The organism is Sebaldella sp. S0638 (assembly GCF_024158605.1).
In the GTDB taxonomy this organism is placed as follows: Bacteria; Fusobacteriota; Fusobacteriia; order Fusobacteriales; family Leptotrichiaceae; genus Sebaldella.
In genome coordinates, this window is record NZ_JAMZGM010000157.1 from 1 (window position 1) to 8,409 (window position 8,409).

The window sequence follows — 8,409 nt, forward strand, 5'->3', positions numbered from 1 at the left end:
GTATTTCTATTTATTACTGATGAATTATTCAAGTCTATTTTACTGTTTGAAGCCAATTTCCCAGTGTTTGTCAAACTTGTATTATTTGCTGTTATATTTTCTGATGCTAATAACTGACCACTATTTGTAAGTGTTGGCGTTGTCATTTCAATATTATTAGCTGCCATAGTTCCCTGATTACTTATATTATTTCCTTTTAATTTAGCTGTTTCTACTACTGTAATCTTATTAGTATTTATTATATTGTTTGAAGCATCTACATCAAGATTTTCTGTTATTATCTCACCGCTATTAGTAAAAAGAGTTCCTCTTGATGCTATCTTATCCGATACTTTTAAAACCCCTGTGTTAGCTAAATCTTTTGATGACAGTATGCCACCTATATTCATAGTATTGTAATTCTCAAGAGTTCCTGTTATCAAAAAATCTTTATTTGTATTCACTGTCCCCTGATTACTCACATTTCCCGCTGCACTTATTCCAGTTCCTGTATTTATTTTTCCTGTAGCTTTATTATCTATTTTCTTTGATGACAGCTTTTCATTAGTCACTATTTCTCCGGCATTTTCGAGATTTCCTGTAGATATACTGCCTTCTGCCACAAGTTTCCCGTTATTTACAGTTTCTTTAGCCGATAATCCTCCTGTAGTCTGTATACTTCCTGAATTCTGTAAATCCCTATCTATCTTTATGGTATCTTTTCCGTATAAAGTTCCTTCATTAACTGTATTTCCTTTTATATTAAGGGTTTTGTCAGCAAGGATTTTTCCTTTATTTGAAACAGTGTCTGAAACAGTTATATTGCCTTCACTTTGTAAATCTGAACTATTATTTAACTTTTTCCCAACCTGTATTTCTTCTTTTCCATAAACCAAATTTTCAGATTCCAGATTTCCCGATACCTCTAGTTTTCCTTCTGAAATCAGCTGTCCTTTATTCTTAGTGTCTCCTCCCACAGTAACATTCCCTTTTGAATAAAGGTTACTTTCATTATTTAAGTTCCCGCTTATTTTTATTTCTGATGCCTGAGTTCCTGTTCCTTTTAAGGTTACATTATCTGCTTCCACAGTTAATTTTCCTTCAGTGTATGTTGAACCTTCCTGGGTTAATTCTTTTGCTTTAATATCCACACTTTCAGTCCCCTGTACTTTTGATAACACCAAACTCCCATCAACATTGATTTTAAGTACTTTTCGACTTATCATATCTCCTTTTACAGCAATATCTGTTCCTACTGCTTTCAGGTAAATATTACGACCGTAAACACTTCCTACTACTGATGATGATATTAACACTTCCCCAGGATTATCTCCCTGTTTTATTGTCTCTTTTGTTCCTGTATTGTAATCATATTGACCACCTATTAAAGCTAAGTCATTCCCGTTTAACTGCCCATTTATCTGGATACTTTTAGCAAGTAAGCTTAAATTTTCTGCTGCATTTCCGTTAAAGCTGTTACTACCTATCTCTATTCTGCCATCTCTAACCATTATTGTCATAAGATCATCTGTTACACGACCAGTTGTGAAGGATACATTGCCAAACCTACCCGCCAAGCCTCCGTTTAAATACACTCCATTTGGATTACTAAAAATTAAATCCATTCTCCCTGTTGAGGCTGCTTCTATGAATCCATTGATTACTGACGGATCATTATGTACCCTTATTAATACCGCTCTTGCTGGATTTCCTGTATAGTTTTCATTTGGAGCTATTATTCCTCCAAGTTCACTTCTATATGCCTGTCCCTCTTTGGGTGATATATTATTTAATATCAGATTTTTCTCATCCACACTCAACCTGTCAAAGTCATTCACTGATATTGATGAACTGTTTGGATTTGCCAACTCTATCATTGGCGTCCCATTTGGTGCTGTTATTACCCTTACTGTTGATCCATTTCTTGCTTTTATCAGTGTGCTGTCAGAAAAACTTATCATATTCATAAACATTCCTAACAACAAACCTATAGCCGTACTTTTCCTGCTAAAATTATTCCTCTTACCTTTCTTCATAAACTTCCTCACCTTTTCCTTTTATTTTTGGAACAAAAGTGATATTTTAAAAATACTAATATATTTATGGTTTTAATCACATATTGCAATTTAAAAACATTACCTTTGTTTTTCCTTTGACAAATTATATACCAACATTAGTTTATTGTCAATAGAATTTAAAATTATCCATTTTTTTAATTTAATAATATAATTTAAATGTATATTTTATAAGAGAAAACTTATATTATTAATTCTAAAACTAAATTACAAAAAAAGAATCCAAATTAATTGGATTCTTCGTCTTTCAATTTCTCTCACATATTTTCTATCTTCTTTGGCATCTTAATTCCCATTATAGATAGATTATTTCCCGGTATTGATTCCCATTCGTCCCTATCATAATAGCAACATTATAGTACAAAAACTTAACCCTGCTTCATTTAAATAGGTTACCTTGTTCAATAATACAGATAGCATTAATTCTGCTTATTGTTTTGTAGAATTAAAAAAATATTTATTTAGGAAATATCTGTTTCCAGTCATTTTTCATACTTACTACATTCCAGTTATATTTTTTCGCCCATTCAAGTGATATATTATCAGATTCACTGTATAAAAACTCTCTTTTTTCATCATCATGATCTATAAGAAGCTGAAATGACGGATATTTAGAAGCCTGACTATATCTCAGCATGTAGATATCCCCGCCTGAACGTACATTTCCCACAGCGAAAACCGCCGGTCTTCCTAATCTTTGATAAATATTTACCGCTTTTGCCCTTCCGTTATTGTCTGTATATAATTTTGACCTTCTTATCATAACATTTGTATTTTCATTATATTCAAAAACAAGTTCACTTCCTATTACCTGTTCTTTGGAAATTCCGTAATATTTTTCGGAAATTACCCTCATAAAATCAGATTCCCCGCCTGAACATATGTATACCTTAAAGCCCTTTTTTCTCAAGTAATTCATTAATTCCAGCTGAGGCTGGTAGACTGTTTTTTCCAAAGGCACATTCAGCCCGGGATATTTTGTCTCACGAAAAAAAGCTTCTGCTGTTTTTTGGAATTCTTCATTAGTCATTCCTTCATGTACAATTCCTACAATCTCATCAAATACCCTTCTGTCTTTTATTACAAACTTACCATTGCTGTAAAAGTCATTCATCCTGTTAAACGGGGATTTATTCTTTAATGAAGGATCTTTTTCTATCATTTTTTTCGCGTAATATATAATAAATAATTCTTCTATCACAGGCTGTTCCGCCCAAAGCGTACCGTCATTATCAAATACGGCAAATCTTTCGCTTTCGGGTATAAATCCGGGATTCTTCGGATCAGTCACCATATCTGTATAACTGACTATTTTTTCCCTTATCCCGCTGTCCCAGCTCGGAAGCTGGTCTTCTGCCAACACTGATTTTTTAGTGTCTGAAACAGATAAAAAAAATATCTGTAAAAACAATATAATAATTAAAGTTTTTTTCATGCTTCTCCTCGTGTTTTCCCCTGCTTTAGTATATACTCTTCTTTTCTTACCCGAAAGGCAGTCCAGTCACTGTCTATAGATACCATACGAACCCCTTTGTATCCGAGATCCAACAGCGGCTCCCATCCTTCATCGCAGGAAATATTAGATTTATTACCGTATTTTTCTGAGTTCTCCTTAGGATATGCAAACCATATCAGATCATCACAAAAACTCAGCAGATAACTCCTGTTATGTAATGTAAAGTGTTCCAATTCAGCCTTTGTTTTTATAAAAATAAGTACAAACTCAGTTTTTATTGCAGTATTACTCTTATAAACGTGTATTTCTTTATTAAGATTTCTCTCCACCGATTCAAACTCCGGTGGCATATTAAAAATAACCATATTATTATTTGTTTTTGAATCTAACTTTTTTAATAAAGTTTCCATAAAGACCTCCTGTATATTGAAAACAACAGAATTTTATTTCTTCTTTTTAGGTTTTGCCTACTTTGCTTTGTCTGCTGCGTTATTTTTACTGATTACTCCCGAAACATATTCTATTTCTTCTGCTGTCATTCCTTTTCTAGGCATAAAAAATGTAATTCTTCCGATTAAATTAAAATAAAAACCGCTTTTTCTTTCATATATTTTATTAAATTCACTGTATTTTCTCATTGACTGCTTTGATTTATCTCCAAAAAAATAGAAATTTTTCAAATAGTTATCTGTCACTTGTGCTTTTATAACTCCGCTTTCTTTTTGTGCTTTTTTATATGAAAAAAAATATACTACCAGATAGACGAATATATTTATCCCCAAAGAGTAAATAACCGCAGGTATTGTATATTCTTTCAGTACACTTACCATTCCGGCACCTTCGCTTTTACGGTTCATCTCAAAGATTATATAAGCCCATATAACTCCCAGAGAAATTAGCAGTTTCATCTTTTCCATCTCAATTCTGCTGATAACATAGTCTTTAAATGACAGTTTCTTTATTTCTATATTCATACTCCCTCTTTCCATTCCTTATATATATTATTTTAAAATATCTCTATCTTCTAATTTTATTATATTTCCTCTAAAATATCAAATTTTTATTTTAGAATTCTTATACAAAAAAACACTCTGAATTGATTATATCAGACTGTTTCTCATTATATTACATTTTATTTATATATTTATCTCTTTGAATTTTGCAGTATTTTTTATATTTATCCGGATTTATTATTTTTTAATCATTTACTCACCAAATATACCAACACAGTAAAATAAATCCTGCTTATACATAAATCATCTTCACTGTCATTCCGCCGTCGACATTCAGATTTGTTCCTGTAATGAATCCTGCTTCCTGTCTTGTTAAGTAAAAACATGCCGCGGCAATGTCCTCAGGCTTCCCTACTCTTCCAGCGGGATGCTGTTTGTGGTCAGCTTCTGACAAAATATCTCCTTTTTGTCCGCCTTTTTTCCATCCTGATACATCTATCCATCCGGGACTAATACTATTTACCCTTATATTCTTTTCACTGAGAGAAACTGCCATAGAATGAGTCAAAGCTGTAATCCCTCCTTTTGATGCTGAATATGCTTCTGTTTCAGGCTCTGACATAAAAGCCCTTGTAGAAGATATGTTAACTATACTGCTTCCGGCTTTCATAAATGGTATACAATACTTGGAACACATGAATGTTCCTCTGAGATTTACACTTATTACCCTGTCAAATTCTTCCATACCTTCTCCAAAAATCCCGGCTTTCTTTGCATTGGCAATACCTGCATTATTAATTAATATATCTATTCTGCCATATTTTTTCACAGCTTCTTCAGCCAGATTTTTGCAATCTTCCTCTTTGGCAACATCTGTTTTAACGAATACTGCATTCCCGTTATTTTTTATTATGCAGTCCCGTGTTTCTTTACCTGCTTCACTGTCAATATCAGCAACAATCACAAATGCGCCGTCTTCCCCGTATTTTTCCGCTACTGCTCTTCCTATTCCTTCGCCTGCTCCGGTTACTATTACTACTTTTTTCCCAAAATTCATAAAGCACCTCTCAATAATAAAAAATATACAGAAAATCATTTAAATTTTCTTATTTATTCTATCACAAAAAAAATTCGTTTTCAATAATTACAGGCTTAATCACTCAGTTACTAGAACTCCTCTGCCAAGATTATTAAAACTCAGTTCACCCAGAAGTTCCAGATCTGAATTATCATCCATTGAAGCCTGAACATATTTTTTCCAAGTTTTTTTGTATTCCGACATTATTTTTTTCTGCTCTCCAGCATTTACTGCTGTTGCATAAGATTTATCCAAAGCCACCATTTCTTCTGCATATTTTTTTACATCAGGATTTTTGAAAGGAGGCACTTTATACTCTTGTACAGATGGTTTTTCCGGCTCTTTTTTCACTTCATCCTTATCTGCCGGTGTTCCCTGAACTCCCATACTTTCTGCAAAGTCCAAAAATTCCTTTTGTGTAAAAATCTTTGTAAAAATATTTCCCTTGCTGTTTCTGTCACTAGTATATATTGTATCTGGAAACGGAGTATGAATATCATATTTCCAGTTCTTAAGATTTTTATCTATTATCAGATCATTGGCTGTTCCAAACGGCCCTTCGTATTTTAATCCGTCTACAATTATGTCTTTTCCCATAGGTCTGAACGAATTCCCCGCTCCTTCTACTGCATAGGCCATGCTTACATAAATATAATCACTTCTTGTAGGATTAATTATTCCACCTTTTGAATCTGCATACACAATAAAAGAATACTCCTTGCCTTGCGAATCTGTTAATGTATGTTTCCCCGGTTTCAAATTCATTTTTTCATATTCACCGGCTCCCAGACTGTATTCCTTCCCGTCGATCTTCACATTAACTGCTGTATCTGTAGGATTATCCAAAATAAATACACTTTTTTTAAATGAACAGCTAAAAACCATAAACATTACAAATATTCCCATAAAAAACTTTTTCATAAATCTTATTCTCCTTCTCAGTATTATTTTTAACAGAAAAACAAAAAGGAATATCGCAATACTCCTTTTTTATTTATCTAAATTTTTGATTTTGCTGGTGTAAATAAATTATAATAATCTGCATACAATTCTTTTTCTATATTTATCATTTTTGCTTTTATTTCCAAAATTACTGCTTTTTTCTCTTCACTTGTCTTAACTGTTGCCGGCACAGACAATGGTGCCGTACCTGGTGCCACATCTTCTCTTCCGTCAGAATAATAAGTCACTTCTTTTATTGTTCCGTTTGGATTATAAGTAGTTACATTTCCTTCTTTTACACCGTTCACATACTCTATAGTAAGTGTAAGCTTCCCGTCTTCAGTATAATCTTTTGTTACCCCTGTTCCATTTACTAGTGTTGTCTCGTATAGTGCTTTTCCTTTGCCATCGTAAAAAACATACTTTCCTGTTATTCTTCCTCTATCATAATTTGATTCTGATTTTATTTTTCCATCTTGAAAATAAAAAATTACTTTTCCGTTTTTCTTACCGTCCTTTATATCCATTATAAACCATGGCTTACCTGTAGCACTTCTTGTAACTTCTATTTTCCCTGTGTATACACTTCCGTCTTTCTTCGTAAATGTATCAAAATTAGGGTTAAATATCTCCATGAATTCTTTATCTGTTCCCTTAAAGTTTTCAGAATATCCTACTAAACTCATAAAAAATATTCCTATAAACAGCATTACCTTTTTCATTTTTCCTCCTAATGTTTATTGCTCCATGAAAAATTAAAATTTTAAATTTTATCTCTTCATAACTATTGTTTATTCTATAATATTTTTTACATTTTGTAAACATATTTCTTACATTATTGTATTAAACCCTTATATATCAATATAACAATTTCCACTTATATTTTTTTAATTTATATGTTATGATTCATATAAATGAAGTTCCATTTTTCAGTTTACAGGGAGGTTTTTTATGAAAGAATTTTCTTTAACTTATTTATTCAGTCTATTATCTGTTTTTATCTCTTCAGCAACAACAATTTTTCTTAGCATTATTGCTTACAGACAAAATAAAAAACTTAATCTTCAAAAAGAAGAGCATGAAAAAAGTCTTTCCGCTCAAAAAAATGAATTTGACAAAGAGATTTCGAGATTAAACGGCAGTATCGAAAGAATGAATTTTGTGTATAAAACACAATTTGACACAGAGTTTGAGTTATATAAAAAAATATGGCTGGAAATTTCCAATATCACAAAATCTTTTCATAATATTCAGGATTACCTTACAGAATTAGATTCCGGCAGTATTGATCTGCCGAATACAACCACTGCTTTAAAGGATGAATATAATGTTCTAAAATCCTACAGTTCCTCATTTTCAGAAATAATAGACAAAAATCGTCCATTTTACTTTCAGGAACTATACTCACTTCTGATTATTTTTTCAAATCAGTCAAAAATACTTGCTGAATACCTTTCAATTGATAATTTTCAGAAAATTGATCTTGATTCTTATCTCTTTGAAATGCTGAAACTCCATAATTTTTCCGTTTCAATAGAGGAAATTATAAGAAACAGAATTGAAAACCTGAAAATCGTATAAAAACTAAAAGAGGCAGATTACATAATTTTATATTCTCTGCGCAAAGAACATAACATTATTGTAAACTGCCTTATATACCAATATCTATAATCTCAGAAATTCATCCAGAGCTTTTATATCTTCATTTTCCATCGCCTGTTTGAATTCCCTCAGTTTATCATTTTCCCCGCTGCCATATACATTTTTCAGACTAAACAGACCCATTGCTACCAGCACAACTAACATTACCTTTTTCATAATGATTCCTCCTTTGTTAGTTTATCCTGATTTTATGTAGTGCTATAGTAAAGTAGGAACACCAAAATCTAAACAATGATATAATAAAAAAAGAAAGAGGTGTTTTGA

At 32.0% G+C, this 8,409-nt stretch carries 8 protein-coding genes and 1 pseudogene; 1 reads left to right on the plus strand and 8 read right to left on the minus strand.

The annotated features are described in order from the left end of the window. From NK213_RS18160 to NK213_RS18190, 7 genes and pseudogenes are all read right to left on the minus strand, one after another. Positions 1 to 2,015, minus strand: a pseudogene (locus tag NK213_RS18160) (adhesin); the annotation flags it as partial. Positions 2,016 to 2,511: 496 nt separating this feature from the next. Next, a complete protein-coding gene (locus NK213_RS18165) occupies positions 2,512 to 3,489 on the minus strand; it encodes an HAD family phosphatase (RefSeq protein ID WP_253351862.1) in 978 nt (325 codons plus the stop codon). Next, positions 3,486 to 3,920 carry a hypothetical protein gene (locus tag NK213_RS18170; RefSeq protein WP_253351864.1) on the minus strand — a complete coding sequence of 145 codons (435 nt, stop codon included), beginning with the start codon at positions 3,918 to 3,920 and terminating at the stop codon, positions 3,486 to 3,488. The genes NK213_RS18165 and NK213_RS18170 overlap by 4 nt, the downstream gene beginning before the upstream one ends. Positions 3,921 to 3,977: 57 nt before the next feature. After that, a complete protein-coding gene (locus NK213_RS18175; protein WP_253351866.1) occupies positions 3,978 to 4,484 on the minus strand; it encodes a YcxB family protein in 507 nt (168 codons plus the stop codon). 271 nt (positions 4,485 to 4,755) lie between these two features. Beyond that, positions 4,756 to 5,520 carry a glucose 1-dehydrogenase gene (locus NK213_RS18180; protein ID WP_253351868.1) on the minus strand — a complete coding sequence of 255 codons (765 nt, stop codon included), beginning with the start codon at positions 5,518 to 5,520 and terminating at the stop codon, positions 4,756 to 4,758. Between the two features lie 99 nt (positions 5,521 to 5,619). Further along, positions 5,620 to 6,462, minus strand: a complete 843-nt coding sequence (locus tag NK213_RS18185) for a hypothetical protein (protein WP_253351870.1) — start codon at positions 6,460 to 6,462, stop codon at positions 5,620 to 5,622. 77 nt (positions 6,463 to 6,539) lie between these two features. Continuing rightward, positions 6,540 to 7,205 (minus strand): toxin-antitoxin system YwqK family antitoxin, encoded by a 666-nt coding sequence (locus NK213_RS18190; RefSeq protein ID WP_253351872.1) that lies wholly within the window; start codon positions 7,203 to 7,205, stop codon positions 6,540 to 6,542. 229 nt (positions 7,206 to 7,434) lie between these two features. Here NK213_RS18190 and NK213_RS18195 point away from each other — a divergent pair, with 229 nt between their 5' ends. Continuing rightward, positions 7,435 to 8,064, plus strand: a complete 630-nt coding sequence (locus tag NK213_RS18195; protein WP_253351874.1) for a hypothetical protein — start codon at positions 7,435 to 7,437, stop codon at positions 8,062 to 8,064. An 84-nt stretch (positions 8,065 to 8,148) separates the two neighbouring features. Here the strand turns inward: NK213_RS18195 and NK213_RS18200 are convergent, their stop codons facing one another. Further along, on the minus strand, positions 8,149 to 8,301 hold the full coding sequence (locus NK213_RS18200) for a hypothetical protein (RefSeq protein ID WP_253351875.1): 153 nt from the start codon (positions 8,299 to 8,301) through the stop codon (positions 8,149 to 8,151). Positions 8,302 to 8,409 lie beyond the last annotated feature (108 nt).